Here is a 21440-nt window from a genome sequence, read left to right on the forward strand (position 1 = left end):
TTGAAGTTTTTAATCTTTTAAAAACTTCAAATCCAAATGATTAGAAGAACAATTCTATTTTTTTCTTCATTTCTTTAGCATCATTGATGCGGTTTATTTCATCTCTAAAAGCTGAAGCATCCTTATGTCCTTTAGAATACTCGTGCAAATGCTTACGAAATATGCTTACAGCTTGATTTTGATAATGTTTTATCATTTCTTCAAAATGAGTTAATATGATTTCTTTTTTAAGGCTTTGACTTACTTTTTGACTATTTTTGATTTCATAAAATATCCAAGGATTTCCTATACTTGCTCTTCCTATCATCAATCCGTCACATTTTGTGATATTATAAACTTCAAGGGCGTTATTTGCATCGATATCTCCATTGGCAATCACAGGAATTTTTACACTTGCCTTAGCGAATGCTATAGAACTATAATCAGATTTTCCGCTATAAAGTTGTTTTCTTGTTCGTCCGTGAATGCTTATAAAATCGATACCTAAATTTTCACAAATTGTAGCCATTTTTTCAGGATATTTTTCATTAAAACCTAAACGAAATTTAACGCTTGTGAGATTTTTCTTATTGGTTTCTTTGATAGTTCCTACAAGCGTTTTAAAAAGCTCTAAATCATTTAACAAAGCACTTCCTGCACATTGCTTAATTACTTTATTTACAGGACAGCCACAGTTAAAATCAATTCCATCTATAAAATCCATCTCATTTAGCATTTTAACGGCTTTTTTAAGTATTTCTTTATCTCCACCGGCAATTTGCACAATATAAGGTTTTTCAAGTTCAGAGCGTTCTAGCATATGTAAAGTTTTAGAACTTTCATAAACTAGAGCGTTAGAACTTATCATCTCGCTTATTGTAACATCAGCTCCAAATTTTTTAACCACATTGCGAAAGGGCAGATCCGAAAAACCTGCCATGGGAGCTAAAAATAAAGGTTTTTTATTAAAATTTATCATTGTATAAGATGATTTAAATCAATATCAATATTCTTTTCTCTAAGGATTAAAAAGGCTTTAAAATCACTGAATCTTTTTTCATCATTACGAATTTGCTCTCTTAACTCATCCAAAAGTCCAAATTCTGCAAGTAGATATAAGTATGCCTTCAAAGCGTCATTTTTTTCATTTTTTATTTTAGAAAAAATTCCTAATATTGCATCTGGATTAAAGAATTTGGTACTCATTTTTGCGATACTTAAATATTCTTTTTCATTTAACATAGAATGAGTGAGTAAAACTTCAAATTCAGCTGTACTAAGATCAAGATTTCCATCTTTAAAGCGTTTTATCAGCTCTAAAACTTGATGAGAATTTTTAGAAATTTTAACGTTTTTAATTTGTTCGTAGCTGCCTTTTTGAAGTAGAATTTTAAAAGCCAATTCCTCAAAATCGTCTTTGATTTCAGTGATATTTTTTACCCTAGAATAGGCATAGTTTATATCATTTTTTATATGATTTTTTTCATTTTCTAAAAGCAAAATATTATCATTTGGAAGTTTGAATTTTTTGATATTTAAATATTCTTCTTTTTTTATACCATCTATTAGATCTAAGATTTCATTTATTTTGGTTTCGTTTGGAATTTTTTCATGGGTTTTTAAACTTTTTGCAAGTTGTGCTACTTTTCTAAATTCTTTAGTATAGAAGCTTATATCAGATTCTTTTTCTAAAAGCAAATCTTTAGTATAGTTTTCAAATTTGGTAGTATCCTTGAAAAAGTGTTTGAATTTAAGAGTAAGCAAAAAATGGTAAAAAAGCATATGAAATATAGCGAAAAATATTAAAGGAATTAGAGGTAAAATCAACCAAACCATAACCGGAAGTTCAAAACTATAAGTATTTAAGGTTAAGGTATAGCTTCCAAGCTTTAAATACCAAGCCAATGTAAATATTATAAGAGTATAAACAATACTAGCAATAAAAAATAGTTTAACTTTCATAGCTTTCCTTTTTTTCTAAATTTTCGCGACAAGCAACACAATATTTCGCATGAGGTTTTATTTTAAGTCTTTCAATAGCAATTTCTTCATCACAAGATTCACAAATGCCATAAGTTTCATCTTTAATTTTATTTAGAGAAACTTCAATTTCTTTGAGTTCTTGGTTTAAATTCGCATTGATGGCAAAATCTATTTGTGAGTTGGTTTCTATAATAGAAAAATCCACACTATCGCTTGGAACACTATCGTGTAAAGCCTTAATCTCTTTGGAATTGCTTTGTAAATTTTCTTTAATTATTTTTTTTCTTTGTTCTAGATTTTCTTTAAAAAATATTAAATCTTTTTTTTTCATTTTTATTCCTATTTATGGTAAGGGTGATTAGAGTTGATACAAAAGGCACGATAAATTTGTTCTAAAAGTAAAGTTTTGGCAAAATGATGCACTAAAGTAAGCTTACTTAATGATAAGCTAAAGTCCAGTTTTTTTGTAAATTCATCTCTTAAACCATATGCTCCACCTATAAAAAAACTTAGTTCAAATTTATCTTTGATGATTTTTGCAAATTCCAAGCTTGTAAGTTCTTTGCCTCTTTCATCAAGAGCTATATTAAAACCTTTTTTATGCGGATTAAATACTTCCTCATAACTTTTTTTTGCTAATTCTGGATTGTTTAAATTTTGTGCATTTGCAATTTTTTTATTAAAAAGATTGTATTCTTTAATGGTGGCGAATTTGGATATTAGCTTGAGATACTTTTGATCTAAAATTTCAAATTCAGTATTTTTTTGTATGTAAAAAATATTAATCTGCAAATCAGTTTCCACAGAAAAATTTAAGCGTATTGCTAAGATATTTTTTCATTTCAGATCGCTCTACTATTGCATCTATAAGCCCATGCTCTAGCAAAAATTCAGCCTTTTGAAAACCTTGCGGCAAATCAGCACCTATGGTTTGCTTTATCACTCTTTGTCCTGCAAAACCTACCAAAGCTCCTGGCTCGGCAATCACCAAATCTCCAAGCCAAGCAAAAGAGGCACTCACACCTCCCATGGTTGGATCTGTCAAGATGCTAATATAAGGAATTTTTTCTTTGCTTAAGAGTTTTAAAGCTGTACTTGTTTTACTCATTTGCATTAAAGAATAGGTGCTTTCTTGCATTCTAGCACCTCCGCTTGCACTTACAATCACTAAAGGATTTTTATTGCTGATAGATCTTTGTATGGCTCGGACTATTTTTTCACCCTCTACAGAACCTAAAGAACCTCCCATAAAAGAAAAATCAAATACAACAAGTTGAGTTTTTAACCCATCAATTGTACATTCTCCGCTTACAACTGCAGATTTTCTACCTGTTTTGTTTTGACCTTCGCTCAATCTTTTTTTATAAGACTTGCTATCGACAAATTTAAGTGGATCTGTGGCTTCTAAATTTGTGTCGAATTCTTCAAAGCTATTTTCATCGCTTAAAAGCCTAATTCTATCCATAGGAGAAATTCTCATATGATAAGAGCATTTAGGGCATACATTAAAACGAGATTCTATTTCTTTATAATACATTAAAGCATGACAACTTTGGCATTTCACCCAGTGTTCAGGTGCTTCTTTTGTGCTAGGCTGTTGTCTTCTGATTTTTGAAAAAATATCTATAAAATTCATATAAATTACCTATATTGAATTTAAAAATTTTCAGAATTATATCAAAATTTCTCTTATCTTTACTTACAAGAAAGAAATTTTCATTTTTTTCTAAATATAAATTTTGACAAAGTATTGATGCAGCTGTAGTATTAAAAGTTCGAGTTTTGCTCAAAATAATAACAAAATTTAAATAATTAAGCATAGATAAGGCTTAGTGCCGTTGCATCTAAAGATCTAAATTTTAATTTATTTTTTTGATAAAAATTAAGAATATGTAGATAAAGAGTTATTTTTTCAATACGAACTAGAGTATATTGATTGGGTAAAATTGATCGGAGAATAAATAGGCTTAAAAGTTAGTTTTTAAGTTTTGTCTTCGCTTAAGATTAAATTTCATTGTTGGCTAAATGACCATTAAAGGCATTTTTGGATTTGTCATCTTTATATAAGAGCTATTGAGGTACTTTAAAAGGGTGTTTTTAATAAAATTAGAACTTCCATTTAAGGAATTAAGAATAATTTTTAAGAATCGCCTTTCCTATCAAACTGCTTTATTTAGAAAAAAATTACACAAAAGGACTTAATATAGTTTATAAAATTCATTCACATTTTAATTAAATTTATAGCTTTGGTTGTCATTATAACCATTTTTAGAATATAAATTAAGATCGTTTTGTGGAATTGTTTAGATACTTGCTAATTTCTAAATTTACCTTTACAAGTATCTAAGAATTTTTCCATTAAAAACGCGTTCCAAGGTTAAATTCAAAAGTATTTGTATCATCGCCTTTTTTATCATTAAGTGGTTTAGCAAAAATAAGTTGTAAAGGTCCAATAGGAGTGATCCATTCTAAACCAAATCCTGTACTCATTCTTTTTATCTCGTCTAAATTTTTACGTCCTATCATACCATAGTCAAAAAATATACTACCACGAAGTTTAATTCTATCAATTAGTGGAAAGCTAATTTCTGCTGAATTTGCAAAAGCTATAGTTCCACCTACTTCATCGCCCCATTCATTTTTAGGACTTACGGTTCTGCTTTCAAAACCACGAATTGAACGGATACCTCCTAAATAAATTCTTTGATTGATTGGTAAATAGCCTCTATTCCAGACTTTATAAAAACTTGCTTTATAACGATAAATGAGGTCAAATCCTATATAATCTTGCAAGCCTTGATAAAAATTAAATTTTGAACTTGAAGATAAAAACTTTTGATCCCCTCCAAGTCCAGCATATTCAAGACCCGTGGAAGCAATAATCCCAGATCTAGGCAGATAATAATCATCTGTATTGTTAAATGATATCATCGGTGTAATAGAACTTTTTATGCTTTTGCCAAGATCATAACCTGTTCTTAGCAATGTTGGACTAAGGTAATAAATATCGCTTTGCTCTAAATTATAAGTTAGGCTTGCGTTAAAATATCTTGCAAATTGACGACCAAAGGTGATGTCAAAACCATAATTTCTTTCTGAATAATTATCCCATTCATAATCATTAGAATAAAGAGTTCCTCCAAGACTATAGCGACTATCAAGAACTCGTGGATTGATAAGACTGATTCTTCCTGATAAGGTATCATCGCTTTTATCTACATTGATTGAACTTTTAACACCTGAACCAAAAATATTTGTATCTGATAGGGAAGCATTCAAAAGCAATCCATCGCTTGATCCATACCCTATACCTCCAGATATTGCGCCTGTAGATGCTTCTTTAACATCAACAATAAGGTCAATATGAGTATCATCAACTTTTTTTTCTTTAATATCTACATTATCAAAATAAGAAGTTCTTTTTAAGGCATTTTTTGATTCAGTTAAATCAGTTCTATTGTATAAATTACCTTCAGTGACATACATTTCTCTACGTATAACGCGATCAACTGTGCGTGAATTATTTGAAATAATCACATTTCTAATATAAACTTTTTCATGAGGAACAACCTTAAAAGTAATTGCAACTTCATGAGTTTCATCATTTTTTTGGATATCTGGATAAACTTCAACAAAAGCATAGCCCAAATCAGCACTTTGAGTTTCTAAGGTTTTTGTATCTTTTCTAACATCTTCTATATTAATAATCTTACCAACACTAGAACGCAAACTTTTTATTGTTTTTATATTTTGTTTTTCTTCAAATAAAGGATTTTCTATGGCAATATTTTTTATTTTGTAAGGCTTTCCTTCTTTTACAAAATAAGTCAAATTAGCTTGATAAGTATCTGTGTAAGTTTTTAAGTAAGGAGGGGATATTTGTACATCTAAATAGCCTTTTTTCATATATTCATCACTAATTCTTGCACTATCGTTGTTTAATTCAAATATTTTTAGCTTTCCATCATTTCTTCCCCACAGCCAACCCATAAATTCTTTTTCTTTATTAACCACTGCAGGTTCGATATCAGAATAGGATAATTTTTTAGCACCGCTTAAAGATACATTATCAATAACGATATTTTCTCCACGATTAACTATAAATTCAAGTTCTAAACCATCGGTATTGTCTAAGTTTTTGGTTTTATATTCAACAATGGTATCAAAATAACTTTTCGATTCGTAATAATCTTTAATTCTTTTGCAAGCATCTTTAGCGCTTGATTCATCAAATAGATTTCCACGTTTGATGCTTAAAATATTTTCAACTTGCTTACGATCGTTAGAAGCAATACCTGTGATGGTTACTTTAGCAATACTTGGTTTTTCAGTGACTATAATATCTATAACCCCGTTATGTTCTTCTACGGCAATATTATCAAAATAATTTTGTTTGTAAAGATTGAGTATAGCACTGTTAATTTTAGAAAGATTTAATTCTTCGCCGACTTTAAGACCAGTAAGATTTATAGCGGTTGTGCTTGAAAGATGATTTAAACCACTAAATTTAATTTCTTTAATAATAGTCGCATTGCTTAATGTAGCCAAAATGCAAACACCGATGATTTTTTTCATTATTTTTACCTAAAAAACAAACTTTGATATTAAAACCTACAATGATAGCAAAAGAAATTTAACAAATGATTTTAGATACCTTAATAATCAAAACCTTAATAATTTAGATTTGTAAAATCACAGATTAAACATAATTTAGTATTTACTATAATTGATTAGAATTAATTTTAAAGTATTTGAGATTTTGAGCATTGTTGATTTCGTAGGAAAAAATATGGCAAAAAGAAAGAAAAGAATTGTTTATTTGTATTTTTTGATTATTGTTGTTTTGTTAGCTTTTTTTATTACAAAAAAAGAAGATATATTCAAAGCAAATTCGCCTCAAATTATTATGCCGGATATAATCTATACCAATCTTAAAAAACCAATCTCAGTACGTATCAAAGATTCTAAATATCCGATTAAAAACGTCCAGATAGTTTTACGAAAAAATAGCAACGATAAAGGGGTGGTTATAGCTGATGAAAAAATTCAAAATTTAAATGATATTACTTTACAAGTTGCTTTACCAAAATATAAAGAGAAGATGAAATCTTTTATTATGGAAATTTCTGCAAACAATAATGATTTTTGGAATTTTTTGAGTCAAAATGAGGCAAAAAAACAAATTGCAGTTATTGTTGATGAAGATTCTCCTAAGGTTAATGTTTTAAGCAATTCTTACCAAATTGAACAAGGTGGAGCCGCAGCTGTTGTATTTGAAGTCAATGATGCAAACTTAGATAAGGTTTATATAGAGACAAATAAGGGTAAAATTTTCCAAGTTAGGCCTTATATTAAAGAGGGATATTATACAGCGATCATTGCTTGGGATGCAAGAGATGAAGAATTTCGTGCTTATATTGTTGCTAAAGATAAAGCAGGAAATATATCTAAAGAACGTATAAGGTATTATTTTTTAAATCGCAAATACCGTGTTTCTAATATCAGCCTTACGGATAAATTTTTAGATGGCAAAATTGAAAATTTAGCTCAAGAATATGCTCCTAAAGATAATAATTTTACACGTTTTGAAAAATTTAAATTTGTCAATGAGACTTTAAGAAACAATAATGAGATTCTTATACATCAAATCACTTCAGAGATCCCTGAAGTTAAATTAAGAAATTTTAATATCAATTTATTTTTGCCACTTAAAAATGCCATGAAGGTGGGAGATTTTGCTGATCATAGATATTATTCTTACAATGGTCAATTTATTAGTGATTCTTATCATATGGGAATTGATTTAGCGAGTGTTATGCAAGCGCCAATCATAAGCAATAATTCCGGTAAAGTCATCTTTGCGGAGAAAAATGGAATTTATGGGCTTAATTTAATCATCTATCATGGTTTTGGAGTTTATAGCCTTTATGGGCATTGTTCTTCTAAAAGTGTTGATGTAGGTGAAAAATTAGCAAAGCAAAGTGTGATAGCAAGAACGGGGACAAGTGGTTTAGCATTAGGAGATCATTTGCATTTTGGAGTTTTAGTTCAAGGGGTTGAAACACGTCCAGAACAATGGCAAGATAGAAAGTGGATTGAAAATAATATTTACAAAGTTTTAGACGATGGAAAAAAAATAATTTTAGGACAAAAATAATGAAACAATTAACTTTAGCAAAATCAGTAAAAGGTGTTGGTATAGGACTACACAAAGGAGAGCCTATCGAAATCACTCTTGAACCCTTAGAAGCTGATAGTGGAATAGTATTTTTTCGAAGCGATTTAAATGTAAGCTATAGAGCTATTCCTGAAAATGTAGTTAATACTCAAATGGCTACTGTTTTAGGCGATGATCGTGGTTTTATTTCCACGATAGAGCACTTAATGAGTGCAATCAATGCTTATGGGATAGATAACATACGCATCGTTTTAAATGCGAACGAAGCCCCTGTTATGGATGGATCAAGCATTAGTTTTTGTATGATGCTTGATGAAGCAGGATTTAGAGAGCTTGATGCACCTAAAAAGATTATGGTGATTAAAAAGCCAATAGAAGTAAGAGATGGTAATAAATTTGTGCGTTTAATACCGACAAAAGAACCTCGTATCAATTATACGATTAAATTTGACAATGCGGTCATAGGTGAGCAAACTTATAATTTTGAATTCAGTAAAAAAAATTATATAGAAAATATCGCAAGGGCTAGAACTTTTGGTTTTTTAAAAGATGTGCAAATGCTTAGAGATAAAAATTTAGCCCTTGGCGGAAGTTTGGAAAATACTATAGTTGTGGATGAAAACCGTATTTTAAATCCTGAAGGTTTGCGTTTTAAAGATGAATTTGTAAGACATAAAATTTTAGATGCTATTGGGGATCTAACCTTGCTTGGATATAGAGTGTTTGGAGACTATATATCTTTTGCTGGAAGTCATCATTTAAATCACTTACTCACCAAAGAGGTATTAAAAGATAAAGAAGCTTATGAGATTGTCAGCCTTGAAAAAGCAAATGAAAAAGCTTATGAAAAGGTTTTTGCATAAAAACTTCTCTCTTGCTTAATGCCTTATCTAAGCCTTTGATGCTTGGTATTTATGAAAATGATCTTCTTGTAAAAAGTATAACAAGCGATGAAAAAGCGAGTGAATTTATACCTAAAATTTTACAAGAATTACTTCAAGATTTCACCTTTGATGAGCTTATTTACGCTAATGGTCCAGGCTCTTTTATGGGGATTAAAATTTCTTATGTGAGTTTAAGTACCCTAAGCATAGTTAAAAATATCCCTTTGTTTGCAATCAGTGCATTTGAATTAAATAACAACCGGCCTATTAGCGCTCATAAAGAAATGTGTTTTGTAAAAAAAGGAGATGAAATTGTTTTAGAAAAAGCTATTTTTGGAGAGTTTAGTTTGCCTTCAAATTTAAGCAAGCTTAATAAAAAAAATGATAATCTACCTTTTTATTTTTTGCCTGCAATTTAAATAATTTTACTAGGAATCAATATTGAAAATTTTAGTACCTGCAACGAGTGCAAATTTAGGACCAGGGTTTGATTGTTTAGGTTTAAGTTTAGGGCTTTTTAATAGTGTTGTCATTGAAAAATCAAATTTGTTTAGTATCAGTATTTATGGAGAAGGCAGTGAAAATTTAAGCCTTAAAAAAAATAATATTTTTGTGAGTATTTTTAATGAGGTTTATCAAAGATTAAGTGGAAAAAAGGATGCTTTTCGTTTTATTTTTGAAAATAAAATTCCTTTATCTAGAGGACTTGGAAGCTCTTCGGCTGTGATTGTTGGAGCTATAGGAGCAGCTTTTGAAATGGCAGGTTTTAGGGTTGAAAAACAAAAAATTTTAAACGAGGCATTAAAATACGAAAACCATCCAGACAATATAGCCCCAGCAGTTTTAGGTGGATTTGTAGTTTCTGTGGTTGAGAATGAAAATGTTTTGAGTATTAAAAAGCCCATAGATGAGAATTTAAGCGCTATTATTGTTGTTCCAAATGTGTTTATGAATACAGAACAAAGCCGCACAACTTTGCCCATGAGTTTAAGTTTAAAAGAATGTGTTTTTAACCTATCTCATTCTTCTTTTCTTACAGCTTGTTTTTTGGAAAAAAAATACGATTTATTGGCTATAGCTAGTAAAGATTTGATTCATCAAACTCGTAGGATGAAAAATTTACCAGAACTCTTTGAGGTGCAAAAATGTGCTTTAGAAAATAAAGCTTTAATGAGTACTCTTTCAGGATCAGGATCAAGTTTTTTTAACCTTGTTTATAAAGAGGATGTAAAATATTTAAAACAAAGGCTTGAGCAAAAATTTAAGGATTTTAAGATTTTAGTTTTAGAATTTGATAATAAAGGCTTTGAAATTTGCTAAAAAACGAAAAAAAAAGATATAATTTCAAAGATATAGATAAACATAAACCCATTAGAATGTGTGTAGTTTGTAAAAATCGTTTTTTTCAAGAAGAATTATATCGTTTTAAAGTTTTCAAAGAAGAGTTGTGTCAAAACTCAAGTTTTGGCCGTAGCATTTATTTATGTGATAAATGTTTTGAAAGCGAAGATAAAATTTTGCAAAGAGCATTCTTAAAAGCATGTAAAAAATTAAATACAAAAATCACTCAGCAAAAATTAAAGGAGATAGTTTTCAATGGCAAAAATTAGGATTCATGAGATTGCAAAAGAATTAGGATATGATAGTAAAGAAATTATCGCAAAAGCTAATGAGTTGGGGCTTAATATCAAAACCGCATCAAATGCTGTAGAGCCAGATGTTGCTGCAGGAATTTATGAATACATACAAACTAAAGTAATTCCGGAGGCTTTCAAAAAAAATACAAAACCAGCTCCTGCAAAAAAGGCAAAATCAAAACCAAAAGAAGAGAAAAGTCAAGATGTAAAAAAAACACAAACGGAAAAAAAATCTTCAAAGAAATCTCAAGAAAAATCAAAACCTGATTCAAAAGAATTAAAAGAAGAATCAAAAGAGAACGTCCAAGAAAGTTTAGCAAGCGCTACTTTGGCAAAAAGAAGAGGGCTTGTGATTGTTAAAAAGAAAAAAGACGAAGAAGAAATTATAAAAAAAGATGAACCAAAAAGTGTTCCTGATACACCTTCAAATCAGGAGAGAATAAGCTTAAAAACTATGTTTTCAAATGCAGATGAAAATTTAAAGAAAAAGAAAAAAGATAAAAAACCTAATATCGCAGTCAAAAAAGAAAATACTCAAAAAATGGATCTTTTGGGAAATCAAGATTTTGCTGAAATTTCTTTAGACGATGAAGATGAGGTTGTTTTGCCTGATTTTAGTGTTAAAGAAGAAGAAAAACCGAACAATACGGTTAAAAAACAGCCCAATTTTTTACGCCAAGCTGTGGGTAATTCTGTTAATTTTGCTGAAGGCGGAATTCAAAGAAGAAGTCGTAAAAAACCGCCTAAAAAAGTAGAAAAAAAAGAAAATGAAGCCATTACAAGCGTTGAAATTCCTAAAGAAATTAGAGTGTATGAATTTGCCGATAAAATAGGTAAAAATACAAGCGAAGTGATTTCAAAGCTTTTTATGCTAGGCATGATGACGACTAAAAATGATTTTTTGGATGAAGATGCTATTGAAATTTTAGGCTCTGAATTTGGCATAGAAATTACGATTACTAACGAAGCAGAAGAATTTGATTATGTAAAAGACTATGAAACTCAAGATGATGAAAAGGATTTAATGGTTAGAGCTCCTGTTATTACGATAATGGGACACGTTGATCATGGTAAAACCTCATTGCTAGATTTCATCAGAAAATCTCGTGTTGCAAGTGGTGAAGCAGGGGGGATTACTCAGCATGTTGGTGCTTATATGGTGGAAAAAAATGATCGAAAGATCACCTTTATCGATACTCCAGGTCACGAAGCTTTTACCGCAATGCGTGCAAGGGGTGCGAGTATCACCGATATCGTTATTATCGTTGTTGCTGCTGATGATGGGGTGAAACCTCAAACAAAAGAAGCAATCAATCATGCAAAAGCTGCTAATGTACCTATCATCATAGCGATCAATAAGATGGATAAAGAGGGTGCAAATCCTGATATGGTAAAAACTCAACTTGCTGAACTTGATATCATGCCAGTAGATTGGGGTGGAAGTTATGAATTTGTAGGCGTGTCTGCTAAAACCGGAATGGGGATAGAAGATTTGCTTGAAATCGTGCTTTTACAAGCTGACATTTTGGAATTAAAAGCAAATCCTAAAAATTACGCAAAAGCAAGCATTATAGAATCTTCCATACAAAAAGGTCGTGGCGCGGTTGCTACTGTGATCGTGCAAAATGGAACTTTAAAAGTAGGTGATACGGTTGTAGCGGGTGTTTCTTATGGAAAAATAAAAGCTATGAGTGATGATCAAGGCAAAGCACTTAAAGAGATCAAGCCAGGTGAATGTGGAGTGATAGTTGGTTTAAGTGAAGTAGCACAATCGGGTGAAATTTTAATCGCTGTTAAAACCGATAAAGAAGCAAGAGAGTATGCGGCTAAACGTTATGAATACAATCGTCAAAAAGAGCTTAGCAAATCTACAAAAGTCAGCATTGATGAACTTGGAGCTAAGATCAAAGAAGGCAATATCAAAGCTTTACCAGTTATATTAAAAGCAGACGTTCAAGGAACACTAGAAGCTTTAAAAGCAAGTTTGGAAAAATTAAGAAACGATGAAATTAAAGTCGATATTATCCATAGTGGGGTAGGTGGAATCACACAAAGCGATATTGAGCTTGCTAGTGCGAGTGAAAATTCTATCGTACTTGGTTTTAATATACGCCCAACAGGAGAGATCAAAGAACGTGCTAAAGATAAAGGTGTTGAAATAAAAACCTACAATGTTATTTATAATCTTTTAGACGATGTTAAAGCCTTGCTTGGTGGTATGATGAGCCCTATAATTTCTGAAGAGCAATTAGGTCAAGCTGAAATCAGACAAGTGATTAATGTGCCAAAATTGGGTCAAATTGCGGGCTGTATGGTTACAGAAGGCGTGATCAATAGAGGGGCTAAAATTCGTCTCATACGAGAAGGTGTGGTGGTTTTTGAAGGAAGCGTGAGTTCTTTAAAACGTTTTAAAGATGATGTCAAAGAGGTTGCAAAAGGTTATGAGTGTGGCGTTGGCATACAAGGATGTGATGATATGAGAGTGGGTGATTATATAGAAAGTTATAAAGAAGTTGAAGAAAAAGTAAGTCTATGAATCCAGCCGAGATTAAAAAGCTACGCACAGAAAGCATTTTAAAAGAGCTTATCCCTGAAGCTTTGGCGAATTTAGACGATGAGAATTTAAAAAATCTTTGCGTTGTGGATGTAGAATGCAAAAAAGGCAGATATGATGCTTTTGTGTATCTTGATAAGATGTTTTTCAATGCCCATGAGCAAGAAAAAATTCTTAATGCTTTAAAAAAGGCATCAAGGGCTTTGCAAAACTATTGTATGAGTGAGCAAGGTTGGTATCGCTGTCCGAATTTTCATTTTAAATTTGATGATAGACTCGAGTATCAAAATCACATGGATGCACTTTTTGAAAAGATAAAAAAGGAAAAAAATGAATCTTGAGGCTTTATGCAAAGAAGCAAATTTAGAGCTTTATGATAGTGAATTAGTCAGTGAAAATGGAAAAAAAATTTACCGAATTTATGTGATGAATCCTTTAAATGAAAAAGGTGAAAGAGCGGGGATAAATTTGGATGATTGTGCTAGGCTTAGTGAGATTTTATCGCCTATTTTTGATGTGGAACCACCTATAAGTGGAGAATATTTTTTAGAAGTTTCAAGCTGTGGGCTTGAAAGAAAGCTTAGCAAAATAGAGCATTTTGAAAAAAGTATCAATGAGCTTGTAAAAATCACAACCAATGAAAGAGAAAAGATCGAGGCAAAAATTCTTAGCGTTGAAAATGAAAATATAAATTTACAAACCTTAGATAATGAAAAAATCACTCTTAAATTTAATGATATAAAAAAAGCTAGAACCTTTGTGCAGTGGTGAAAAATAAATTATTTATTAATAAATAATTTATTATAATGCTTATTAATTTTCAAAATAGCTAAAAGAGGAAATTGAATGTGGAATTTAGATAAAAAAGAATCTCAAGAATTGGTGGATAATTTTTTACAATTTCAAGAAGTATGGACTTTAGATAGAGTCCAAGAAATGACTTTAAAAGAATATACCAGTGTGTTAAAAGAAAATCCAAATAGAGATGATTTTACTTTTTGGATAGAAAATAAACTTGGCAATATAGGAAGCATTTGGGGTGGCTCAAGTTTTAAATTTGGTATATATAGAAGAAACGATGAGGGTGAAAAAAAATCTTCTAAAGGTAGATTGTATAATCAAAATTATGCTTGGTTATCTAAATATGGAAATAACCAAGATGAAGCTTTTGAAAATGTAAAAAAAATAATTGTAAAAATAATACAAGCAAGTAAAAATAATGATTTAGAGGCGATAGAAAAGATAAATTTTGGGGATGCTGTAAAATGGAAAATAGCTTTTCATTATCAAGATATAAAAAATATTAAAATAGTTAATATTTTTTCAAAAGATGTTTTAAACGTAATATCCAAAAATAAATTTAAACAGAAATTGAAAACATGTGAAATTTATAGAAAATTAATAGAAGATGAAAATTTATCATTAATAGATATGATAAATAAAATAGCCAATCCTTTATGGTTTGAATATGGTGAAAATAGTGAAAATTATATTAGAGAAATAAAAGAACTATTTTTTAATTTTTTAAAAAGTGAATTGCACGATGAAGTTATAAAAGAATATATTGATGCAATAGATAATATATCTAAGAAATTTTTAGACAAGAGTTTGTATAGCTATAGCGATAACAATGAATTTTATAGAAATAAACACAAATTAGACAAAGATAAAAATTTTTTATCAGAAAATCTTAAAAATGGTAATATGTATTTTAATGCATTGAAATATTATGAGAAATTTTTTAAAGTTCATTTTGGAAAAGATATACAAGATGAAAATATATCTTTAAATCAAATTCTTTATGGGCCTCCAGGGACAGGAAAGACTTATCATACTATAGATAAAGCTTTAGAAATTTTGGGTGAAAATTTAGGAAATAGAATAGACAAAAAAGCAAAATTTGATGAGTATGTAAAAAATGGACAAATAGTTTTTACTACCTTTCATCAAAGTTACGGATATGAAGAATTTGTAGAGGGTATAAAACCTGTTATAAACGAAGATAATGGAAATTCTAAAGAGTTGGAATATGAAATAAGAGATGGAATTTTTAAAGAACTTTGCAAAAAGGCTTTAGAAAATGAAGATAATATAAAAGACTTTAATGTTTATATAAATAAATTAAAAGAAAAAGCAAAAGAAGAAGATGATAATCCGGAAAAATATTTTAAATTGCCAAATACAAAATATTCTATTCAGTATAGAGGTGGAAAAACATTTAGAATTAAATTTGATGATATGAGTAAAAATCATAAAGATTATCCAGTAAATATAGACAATATAATGAAATTATATAAAACTTCCAGTGTAAATGAAATATATAATTCAGCATATGTTAAAGCTATATTAAATTATTTAAAATCGCAAGGTTTGAAAGATTATCAAGACAAACCAAAAGAAACAAATTTGCCTTACATTATCATTATTGATGAAATCAATCGCGGTAATGTAAGTAAGATTTTTGGTGAGCTTATAACTTTGATAGAACCAAGCAAAAGGATAGGGGCAGAAGAAGAACTAAGGGTAACTTTGCCTTATAGTGGTGAAAAATTTGGAGTACCTGAAAATATTTATATTATAGGCACTATGAATACAGCTGATAGAAGTATAACTTCGCTTGATACAGCCTTAAGAAGGCGTTTTGAATTTGTAGAGATGATGCCTGATCCTAAAGAATTAGAAAATTTAGAATATAAAGATGTAGATTTATCAAAACTATTAACAGCTATCAATACTCGTATAGAATGCTTGCTAGATAGGGAAAAAACTATAGGGCATGCGTTTTTCATAGGTGTTAAAAATTTAGAAAATTTAAAGAGTGTTTTTCAAAATAAAATCATCCCTCTTTTGCAAGAGTATTTTTACGATGATTATGCTTTAATAAATGCCGTTTTAAATAATAATGGTATGGTTAAAAAAGTAGAAAATAAAGAAAATGATTATTTAAATAGCATTAAGAAGCTAGAAACATATAATGAGAAAACTATTTATAATATTAACCCTTTTGATAATGAAATTTGGGATAAAATAGAAACGTATCAAAAAATTTATATCGATAACAAAACCGAAGAAAATAATAAAAACAATGACTAATGTTTTTCAAGTTATTGAATATCAAGCTTTTAGTGAGAATGACTTAAAAAAAGATTTTGGAAATAGAGCAAATAAATTTTATAAAGAATTAGAAGAATTTGCTAAAAATAATGAAATTTTTTTAGGTTTTAAAAATAAAAATACGCTAAAAGCTAAAAATTATGTAGGCATGATACAAACAAAAAGTGGGATTTTGGAGATTTTGCCCAAATGCACCGATTTAGAAAGTTATCAAGGAGAAAAAGATGAGAATTTAAAAAAAATAAATTTTCATCAACTAAAACAAATTTATAAACTAGATATACAAAAGAACGAGTCTAAGAACGAGATCAAAATAGAAAAATTTGTAAATTTTAACTATGAAAAAAATTACAATTTTCCCTCTAAGCAACTTTTGTTAAATTTACTTACAACCTTAAAAAATTCTCCTTTCAAAAAAAGTCATATTTCATCTTTGAAAACTTCTAAAATGCCTTTATTTGAAATTTTTATTTCTATGTTTTTAGAAGAATTGGATTTGATTTTTAAAAAAGGATTAAAAAAAGATTATGTGAGCATACAAGATAACAGGGCTTTTTTAAAGGGAAAATTGTTTTTTAGTGAAAATTTAAAACACAATCTTATCCATAAAGAAAGATTTTTTACAGAAAGTGATGAATTTATCTTAGATATTCCGCCAAATCGTTTGATCAAATCCACTCTTGAGTTTTTAAAATCCAAAACAACTATGCATAAATTTAAAGTCATAAAAGCTTTGCAAATGCTTGATGAGGTGCAGTTGTCTAAAAATTATAAAAAGGATTTTGAGTATAAAATTTCAAGACATTTTGATTATTATGAAACTTTGCTTTCTTGGTGTAGGATTTTTTTACAAAAAGAAACCTTTACCCCTTATAAAGGAGACAATGAAGCCTTTGCCTTGCTTTTTCCTATGGAAAAACTTTTTGAAGATTATGTAGCTCATATGTTTAAAATAGCCAATGATCAAGTTAAGATTAAAACTCAAGATAAAACTAAATTTCTAATGAGTAAAAATGATAGCGAAGATTGTTTTTTACTTAAACCAGATCTTTATATCCAAGATCATATAATCGCAGATACCAAATGGAAAATTCTAAGCGATAGTGACGATAAAAAACAATACTCTATCGCACAAAGCGATCTTTATCAAATGTTTGCCTATGCTGCTAAATTCAAGGCAAAAGAGGTTTGGCTTATTTATCCTTTGTGTGGGAGGACGCTAGAATTAAAAGAGAAAAGCAAAAAGGATGAGTATTTTTTCAAAGCAAGTGATTTCTTAAATTTCTTAGAAAGTCGCATAAAGTTAAAAATCTTATTTGCGCCCTTGCCTTTTGCAAATGATTTTCACGCCTAAATTGATTAAAAAACCAAAACAAGCAACGATAATGATACAAGCCCCGCTAGAAAGATCAAAATAATAACTAAGCAAAAGTCCTCCTAAGCAAAAAATCATACTCAAAAAGCTTGCCAAAATCATTATAAAACCAAGTTTTTTACTAAAATTCTCAGCAATAAAACTAGGAATGCTAAGTAATGCCATAACTAGGATAAGCCCTACAAGACGGATAGAAATAACAATGCAAAATGCCATTAGCGCGATTAAAAGATAATGAAAAAAACTCGTATTTATCCCGCGTACTTTTGCAAATTCATTATCAAAGCTTATCGCCTCAAATTGTCTATAAAATAAAAACATTAAAGCAATCACCACTCCATCAACCAAACCCATCAAAAACAAATCTTGATTTTCAACCGCTAAGATATTTCCAAACAGATAAGCCATAAGATCGGTATTATAGCTAGGGCTTAAATCTATAAGTATGATCCCAATTGCCATACCAAAAGCCCAAATCACAGCAATGATACTATCGCTTCTGTGTTCATAATGTTTGACTAAAAAGGCAACGATAAAGGCTAATATGAGAGTAAAAATACTTGTACTAAGCAAAATAGGCAAAGAAAAATAAAAAGCGATCCCTATGCCCCCAAAAGCCCCGTGTGTAATACCTCCAGCCATTGAAAAAAGCCGATTGATCATGATTAAAGTTCCTATAATTCCGCAAGCAATACTGACTAAAATTGCCGCAAAAAGAGCGTTTTGAAATACAGTGAAATGAAGAATTTCAAACATTATTTTCCTTTTTTAAGCAATTTTCTTTCTTTTGGCAACTTTCCTTATAATGACAGTTTGTATCATCACACAAACAAGAATTTAAACTCATTTCCACATCACAAAAATGAGAGTGATTTTCATATAAGTGTTTTAAAAATTCGCTTTTCTTTTTTTCTTTTTGGTTTGGATGTAAAAAAAGTTCTTTATTTAAATGAGCGATTTTATCACTAAAAGTAAGCACTAAATTAATATCATGACAAACTAACAAAATGCCTACACCTTTTGCATGCAAAGAGGCTAAAAGTTCAAAAATTTCAATTGCTGATTTGCTATCAACACTTGCGGTTGGTTCGTCTAAAATAAGCATTTTGCATTCATCTACCAAAGCTCTTGCTATAAAAACGCGCTGTCTTTGTCCCCCGCTTAGCTCATTGATCGTTTTCTTGTAAAAATCCTGCATTCCAACATTTCTTAAAGCCATCATTGCTTTTTCTTTATCATTTTTATTATAAAAACCAAATATTTTTTTATTAATAAGTCCCATAAGAACTACATCGATGACTCTAGGAAAAAAATTGGGATTGGCTAAAGTATGTTGTGGAACATAGCCGATTTCATTTTTTTTAATCCCGCTAAATTGTATGGTGTTTTTAGAATTTAAAAGCCCTAAAATGAGTTTTACAAGTGTGGATTTTCCGGCTCCATTGGGACCTATGATGGATAAAAAATCTTTATTATCATAACTTAAATTGATATTTTTTAAAACATATTCTTGATTGTAGCAATAATTAAGATTTTTGATACAAAAAAATTCCACACATTACCTTATTTGGAATCTTTTGCTAAAGCATCACTAGTGCGTAAAAGCTCATTTTCCCAATCTTTAGAAAGATGATTGATTTCAAAAATTTTTGCATTGCATTCTCGTGCTAAAGTTTTTGCTGCTTTTTCTGGAAAACCATTTTGAACAAAGATTGTTTTGATATTTTTTTCTTTTACAAGAGTGATGAGTTTTTGCAAATCTTTAATTTTTGGCTCTTTTCCTAAAATTTCTACAGGAATTTGGGTTAAATGATAGCGTTTGGCAAAATAGGTCCAAGAAGGATGATAAACTACAAATTCTCTTTGTTTTAATTTTTCAAGTTTTGATGAAATTTGCAAATTGAGTCTATCAAGCTCTGCTAAAAATTGATCCAAATTTTTTTTATAAAGATCTTTATTTTGCGGATACTTTTGGATCAAAGTATCATAAATATTTACAGCCATAGTCTGTACTAATACAGGATCTAACCAAGTGTGTGGATCTTTTTGCTGGTGATGATGCGAATCTTCAAAATCCATTAAGGATATATTTTTTTGCATATCAACAATTTCTAATTTAGGAAAATTATGACGAAATTTTTCCATAAAAACTTTTTCGAATTCTAAACCTATAGTAAAATAAATGTCACTTTTTTCTAGTTTTTTCATAACACTTGGTTTAAATTCAAAATGATGCTCATTGGCATTAGAAGGCAAAATCACGTTGATTTTGAGTGTATCTGCTGCAATTTTTTCCACAAAAAAAGCTTGTGGAGCTATGCTGACACTGATTAAAGGAATGGTATTTGAATCATTTTTTTTATGTAAATTTGCAGCTTCTGTAAAACTACAAAAACCTAAAATAGCCAATAGAAGAAGTATTTTTTTCATGTTAACCTTATTTTATTTTTTAAATCTCTAAATTATACAAGTATTTAATTTATTTTTCAATAAAATTAAAGCTTTGATTTAATATAATGTTTTGAGTGTTTTTCACAAAAATTATTTTAATGAGTGGGGGGGGGGGGATTTAATTTATGAATAGTTTAAAGTTCAAAGTTTCTTTTGTTGCAGGTTTAATTACCTTTGTTTGTTTATGTATTTTAGGTGTTATAAGTTATTTTTTCTTAAAAAATTTAATATATGCTGAGGTTGTTGAATCTGAAACAAACTATATAAAAGTGGCTAAAAATTCTGTTTTGACATTTCAAAACAGAAATAAAGAAGCTCTTGAAAAATATGCCAAAAGTATTTTAGAACTTCCTTATGATAAACTAAATACCCAACAAGCCCTAATTGAAAATATTGGAGAAGAACTTAAGGTTGTGAGGGATGCAGGAGGTTTTTTAGCGGTTTATATCGCCCAACCTAATGGAGAATTGATTGTTTCAGATCCGGATTCTGATTCTAAAAATTTAGATTTTGGTCTTTATGGTAAAGCAGATGATTATGATGCGAGAACAAGAGAGTATTATCAAGGAGCTTTAAAAACAAAAGAAGTATATATCACCGCCTCTTATATTGATGTAACTACAAATCTTCCTTGTTTCACTTATTCTAAAGCTCTTTATAAAGATGGTAAATTTATCGGAGTTTTAGCAATTGATGTTTTAACTAAAGATCTACAAGAGCAATATGATTTAAATCCAGGAAGAACTTTTGCTTTTGATAAAGAAGGTAAAATCTTTGTTGCTACGGATAAAGATCAGCTTAAAGAAGGTTATAATATCAGTCAAATTGTAGCTTTATCTAAAACAAAAGCGGATTTTGAACCTTTTGAATATACAAGAAAAAGAGACAATAGTGAAAGATTTGCTATATGTGCTAAATATGGTGAAAGTACAATCTGCATAGGAGAGCCAGCAGAAGCCATAAAAGAACCCGTACGTAAAATGACTTATGTTCAAGTTGTGGCTTCTGTGGTTATGATAGGGATAATTTTTGTTTTGCTTTATATTTTTATCGCCAAACTCCTCTCCCCACTCACCACCATCCAAAGTGGTCTTAACTCATTCTTTGATTTCATCAATCATAAAACAAAGAATGTCTCTACTATTAATATAAAAACTAATGATGAGTTTGGTCAAATCTCTCAAGCCATCAATGAAAACATCCTTGCAACCAAACAAGGTTTAGAACAAGATAACCAAGCTGTAAAAGAATCAGTCTCTACGGTTCAAGTTGTAGAAAGAGGAGA

20 protein-coding genes are annotated in these 21440 nt (G+C 29.7%); 11 read left to right on the forward strand and 9 right to left on the reverse strand.

Annotated features, from left to right (window positions below; all coding sequences use genetic code 11):
* Positions 1-40: 40 nt before the first annotated feature.
* The 6 genes from CQA76_RS06950 to bamA all read right to left on the reverse strand — a co-directional run bounded on the left by CQA76_RS06950 (position 41) and on the right by bamA (position 6537).
* Positions 41-958, reverse strand: coding sequence for a tRNA dihydrouridine synthase (locus CQA76_RS06950; protein ID WP_137622699.1), 918 nt, complete (start codon positions 956-958; stop codon positions 41-43).
* A complete protein-coding gene (locus tag CQA76_RS06955; RefSeq protein WP_137622700.1) occupies positions 955-1941 on the reverse strand; it encodes a hypothetical protein in 987 nt (328 codons plus the stop codon). The genes CQA76_RS06950 and CQA76_RS06955 overlap by 4 nt, the downstream gene beginning before the upstream one ends.
* Positions 1931-2293, reverse strand: a complete 363-nt coding sequence (gene dksA, locus CQA76_RS06960; RefSeq protein ID WP_137622701.1) for an RNA polymerase-binding protein DksA — start codon at positions 2291-2293, stop codon at positions 1931-1933. Before dksA ends, CQA76_RS06955 begins: the two co-directional genes overlap by 11 nt.
* Before the next feature lie 8 nt (positions 2294-2301).
* A complete protein-coding gene (locus CQA76_RS06965) occupies positions 2302-2754 on the reverse strand; it encodes a 23S rRNA (pseudouridine(1915)-N(3))-methyltransferase RlmH (protein ID WP_137622702.1) in 453 nt (150 codons plus the stop codon).
* A 1-nt stretch (position 2755) separates the two neighbouring features.
* Positions 2756-3598, reverse strand: coding sequence for an acetyl-CoA carboxylase, carboxyltransferase subunit beta (accD, locus tag CQA76_RS06970; protein WP_137622703.1), 843 nt, complete (start codon positions 3596-3598; stop codon positions 2756-2758).
* A 722-nt stretch (positions 3599-4320) separates the two neighbouring features.
* On the reverse strand, positions 4321-6537 hold the full coding sequence (bamA, locus tag CQA76_RS06980; protein WP_408608980.1) for an outer membrane protein assembly factor BamA: 2217 nt from the start codon (positions 6535-6537) through the stop codon (positions 4321-4323).
* 214 nt (positions 6538-6751) lie between these two features.
* Here bamA and pgp6 point away from each other — a divergent pair, with 214 nt between their 5' ends.
* From pgp6 to CQA76_RS07030, 10 genes are all read left to right on the forward strand, one after another.
* Complete coding sequence (pgp6, locus tag CQA76_RS06985; protein WP_137622705.1) at positions 6752-8119, forward strand: peptidoglycan metallopeptidase Pgp6; 1368 nt, start codon at positions 6752-6754, stop codon at positions 8117-8119.
* The gene (gene lpxC, locus CQA76_RS06990) at positions 8119-9003 is read left to right on the forward strand and encodes a UDP-3-O-acyl-N-acetylglucosamine deacetylase (protein WP_137622706.1); all 885 of its coding nucleotides are present in this window, start codon (positions 8119-8121) and stop codon (positions 9001-9003) included. The genes pgp6 and lpxC overlap by 1 nt, the downstream gene beginning before the upstream one ends.
* A gap of 38 nt (positions 9004-9041) precedes the next feature.
* On the forward strand, positions 9042-9443 hold the full coding sequence (locus CQA76_RS06995) for a tRNA threonylcarbamoyladenosine biosynthesis protein TsaB (protein WP_232364914.1): 402 nt from the start codon (positions 9042-9044) through the stop codon (positions 9441-9443).
* A gap of 22 nt (positions 9444-9465) precedes the next feature.
* Entirely contained in the window at positions 9466-10344 is an 879-nt protein-coding gene (gene thrB / locus CQA76_RS07000; RefSeq protein ID WP_137622708.1) for a homoserine kinase, read from the forward strand.
* A gap of 32 nt (positions 10345-10376) precedes the next feature.
* Positions 10377-10634, forward strand: a complete 258-nt coding sequence (locus tag CQA76_RS07005; RefSeq protein ID WP_232364915.1) for a DUF448 domain-containing protein — start codon at positions 10377-10379, stop codon at positions 10632-10634.
* Positions 10621-13197, forward strand: a complete 2577-nt coding sequence (gene infB / locus CQA76_RS07010; protein ID WP_137622710.1) for a translation initiation factor IF-2 — start codon at positions 10621-10623, stop codon at positions 13195-13197. Before CQA76_RS07005 ends, infB begins: the two co-directional genes overlap by 14 nt.
* Positions 13194-13556, forward strand: a complete 363-nt coding sequence (gene rbfA / locus CQA76_RS07015; protein WP_137622711.1) for a 30S ribosome-binding factor RbfA — start codon at positions 13194-13196, stop codon at positions 13554-13556. Before infB ends, rbfA begins: the two co-directional genes overlap by 4 nt.
* Positions 13546-13986: a ribosome maturation factor RimP gene (rimP, locus tag CQA76_RS07020; protein WP_137622712.1), complete on the forward strand. Its 441-nt coding sequence runs from the start codon at positions 13546-13548 to the stop codon at positions 13984-13986. The genes rbfA and rimP overlap by 11 nt, the downstream gene beginning before the upstream one ends.
* Before the next feature lie 75 nt (positions 13987-14061).
* Positions 14062-16308 (forward strand): McrB family protein, encoded by a 2247-nt coding sequence (locus tag CQA76_RS07025; protein ID WP_137622713.1) that lies wholly within the window; start codon positions 14062-14064, stop codon positions 16306-16308.
* Positions 16301-17683: an McrC family protein gene (locus CQA76_RS07030; RefSeq protein WP_137622714.1), complete on the forward strand. Its 1383-nt coding sequence runs from the start codon at positions 16301-16303 to the stop codon at positions 17681-17683. The genes CQA76_RS07025 and CQA76_RS07030 overlap by 8 nt, the downstream gene beginning before the upstream one ends.
* Here CQA76_RS07030 and CQA76_RS07035 read toward each other — a convergent pair.
* The 3 genes from CQA76_RS07035 to CQA76_RS07045 are packed head-to-tail and all read right to left on the reverse strand — an operon-like array spanning position 17642 to position 20134.
* On the reverse strand, positions 17642-18460 hold the full coding sequence (locus tag CQA76_RS07035; protein ID WP_137622715.1) for a metal ABC transporter permease: 819 nt from the start codon (positions 18458-18460) through the stop codon (positions 17642-17644). The genes CQA76_RS07030 and CQA76_RS07035 overlap by 42 nt on opposite strands.
* Positions 18453-19259, reverse strand: a complete 807-nt coding sequence (locus CQA76_RS07040) for a metal ABC transporter ATP-binding protein (RefSeq protein ID WP_137622716.1) — start codon at positions 19257-19259, stop codon at positions 18453-18455. The genes CQA76_RS07035 and CQA76_RS07040 overlap by 8 nt, the downstream gene beginning before the upstream one ends.
* An 8-nt stretch (positions 19260-19267) precedes the next feature.
* Positions 19268-20134: a metal ABC transporter solute-binding protein, Zn/Mn family gene (locus tag CQA76_RS07045; protein ID WP_137622717.1), complete on the reverse strand. Its 867-nt coding sequence runs from the start codon at positions 20132-20134 to the stop codon at positions 19268-19270.
* 146 nt (positions 20135-20280) lie between these two features.
* Here CQA76_RS07045 and CQA76_RS07050 point away from each other — a divergent pair.
* Positions 20281-21440: PDC sensor domain-containing protein (locus tag CQA76_RS07050; protein ID WP_212741546.1), on the forward strand; the 1160-nt coding region annotated here is incomplete at its 3' end.

It is taken from the genome of Campylobacter aviculae, from assembly GCF_005406215.1.
GTDB classification, from domain to species: domain Bacteria; phylum Campylobacterota; class Campylobacteria; order Campylobacterales; family Campylobacteraceae; genus Campylobacter_D; species Campylobacter_D aviculae.

Coding starts and splice junctions, on each gene's coding strand:
- dksA (WP_137622701.1), bottom strand. CDS start 2,293: ATGAAAAAAAAAGATTTAATATTTTTTAAAGAAAATCTAGAACAAAGA.
- CQA76_RS07045 (WP_137622717.1), bottom strand. CDS start 20,134: ATGAAAAAAATACTTCTTCTATTGGCTATTTTAGGTTTTTGTAGTTTT.
- lpxC (WP_137622706.1), top strand. CDS start 8,119: ATGAAACAATTAACTTTAGCAAAATCAGTAAAAGGTGTTGGTATAGGA.
- accD (WP_137622703.1), bottom strand. CDS start 3,598: ATGAATTTTATAGATATTTTTTCAAAAATCAGAAGACAACAGCCTAGC.
- CQA76_RS07025 (WP_137622713.1), top strand. CDS start 14,062: ATGTGGAATTTAGATAAAAAAGAATCTCAAGAATTGGTGGATAATTTT.
- pgp6 (WP_137622705.1), top strand. CDS start 6,752: ATGGCAAAAAGAAAGAAAAGAATTGTTTATTTGTATTTTTTGATTATT.
- CQA76_RS06995 (WP_232364914.1), top strand. CDS start 9,042: ATGCTTGGTATTTATGAAAATGATCTTCTTGTAAAAAGTATAACAAGC.
- rbfA (WP_137622711.1), top strand. CDS start 13,194: ATGAATCCAGCCGAGATTAAAAAGCTACGCACAGAAAGCATTTTAAAA.
- bamA (WP_408608980.1), bottom strand. CDS start 6,537: ATGAAAAAAATCATCGGTGTTTGCATTTTGGCTACATTAAGCAATGCG.
- CQA76_RS07035 (WP_137622715.1), bottom strand. CDS start 18,460: ATGTTTGAAATTCTTCATTTCACTGTATTTCAAAACGCTCTTTTTGCG.
- CQA76_RS06950 (WP_137622699.1), bottom strand. CDS start 958: ATGATAAATTTTAATAAAAAACCTTTATTTTTAGCTCCCATGGCAGGT.
- CQA76_RS07030 (WP_137622714.1), top strand. CDS start 16,301: ATGACTAATGTTTTTCAAGTTATTGAATATCAAGCTTTTAGTGAGAAT.
- infB (WP_137622710.1), top strand. CDS start 10,621: ATGGCAAAAATTAGGATTCATGAGATTGCAAAAGAATTAGGATATGAT.
- CQA76_RS06955 (WP_137622700.1), bottom strand. CDS start 1,941: ATGAAAGTTAAACTATTTTTTATTGCTAGTATTGTTTATACTCTTATA.
- rimP (WP_137622712.1), top strand. CDS start 13,546: ATGAATCTTGAGGCTTTATGCAAAGAAGCAAATTTAGAGCTTTATGAT.